This is a genomic window from Kosakonia sp. HypNH10 (assembly GCF_029850615.1).
GTDB classification, from domain to species: domain Bacteria; phylum Pseudomonadota; class Gammaproteobacteria; order Enterobacterales; family Enterobacteriaceae; genus Kosakonia; species Kosakonia cowanii.
In genome coordinates this window covers 1-1,612 of record NZ_JAOTIU010000021.1, presented here as the reverse complement: position 1 = coordinate 1,612, position 1,612 = coordinate 1, and the positions used below count along the sequence as shown (strand labels likewise).

At 54.2% G+C, this 1,612-nt stretch carries 1 rRNA gene; it reads right to left on the bottom strand.

The features are described from left to right. Nucleotides 1-49 precede the first annotated feature (49 nt). Nucleotides 50-1,591: ribosomal RNA gene (locus N7V53_RS22325) — 16S ribosomal RNA — on the bottom strand. Nucleotides 1,592-1,612: the final 21 nt, after the last annotated feature.

Sequence of the window (1,612 nt, the reverse complement as noted above, 5' to 3'; positions counted from 1 at the left end):
TTTTCATCAGACAATCTGTGTGGACACTGCAGGGAAAGGTTCTTTAAGGTAAGGAGGTGATCCAACCGCAGGTTCCCCTACGGTTACCTTGTTACGACTTCACCCCAGTCATGAATCACAAAGTGGTAAGCGCCCTCCCGAAGGTTAAGCTACCTACTTCTTTTGCAACCCACTCCCATGGTGTGACGGGCGGTGTGTACAAGGCCCGGGAACGTATTCACCGTGACATTCTGATTCACGATTACTAGCGATTCCGACTTCATGGAGTCGAGTTGCAGACTCCAATCCGGACTACGACGCACTTTATGAGGTCCGCTAGCTCTCGCGAGATTGCTTCTCTTTGTATGCGCCATTGTAGCACGTGTGTAGCCCTGGTCGTAAGGGCCATGATGACTTGACGTCATCCCCACCTTCCTCCAGTTTATCACTGGCAGTCTCCTTTGAGTTCCCGGCCGGACCGCTGGCAACAAAGGATAAGGGTTGCGCTCGTTGCGGGACTTAACCCAACATTTCACAACACGAGCTGACGACAGCCATGCAGCACCTGTCTCACAGTTCCCGAAGGCACCAATCCATCTCTGGAAAGTTCTGTGGATGTCAAGACCAGGTAAGGTTCTTCGCGTTGCATCGAATTAAACCACATGCTCCACCGCTTGTGCGGGCCCCCGTCAATTCATTTGAGTTTTAACCTTGCGGCCGTACTCCCCAGGCGGTCGACTTAACGCGTTAGCTCCGGAAGCCACGCCTCAAGGGCACAACCTCCAAGTCGACATCGTTTACGGCGTGGACTACCAGGGTATCTAATCCTGTTTGCTCCCCACGCTTTCGCACCTGAGCGTCAGTCTTCGTCCAGGGGGCCGCCTTCGCCACCGGTATTCCTCCAGATCTCTACGCATTTCACCGCTACACCTGGAATTCTACCCCCCTCTACGAGACTCAAGCCTGCCAGTTTCGGATGCAGTTCCCAGGTTGAGCCCGGGGATTTCACATCCGACTTGACAGACCGCCTGCGTGCGCTTTACGCCCAGTAATTCCGATTAACGCTTGCACCCTCCGTATTACCGCGGCTGCTGGCACGGAGTTAGCCGGTGCTTCTTCTGCGGGTAACGTCAATCGACGCGGTTATTAACCACATCGCCTTCCTCCCCGCTGAAAGTACTTTACAACCCGAAGGCCTTCTTCATACACGCGGCATGGCTGCATCAGGCTTGCGCCCATTGTGCAATATTCCCCACTGCTGCCTCCCGTAGGAGTCTGGACCGTGTCTCAGTTCCAGTGTGGCTGGTCATCCTCTCAGACCAGCTAGGGATCGTCGCCTAGGTGAGCCGTTACCCCACCTACTAGCTAATCCCATCTGGGCACATCTGATGGCAAGAGGCCCGAAGGTCCCCCTCTTTGGTCTTGCGACGTTATGCGGTATTAGCTACCGTTTCCAGTAGTTATCCCCCTCCATCAGGCAGTTTCCCAGACATTACTCACCCGTCCGCCACTCGTCAGCAAAGCAGCAAGCTGCTTCCTGTTACCGTTCGACTTGCATGTGTTAGGCCTGCCGCCAGCGTTCAATCTGAGCCATGATCAAACTCTTCAATTTAAAGTTTGATGCTCATCGAAT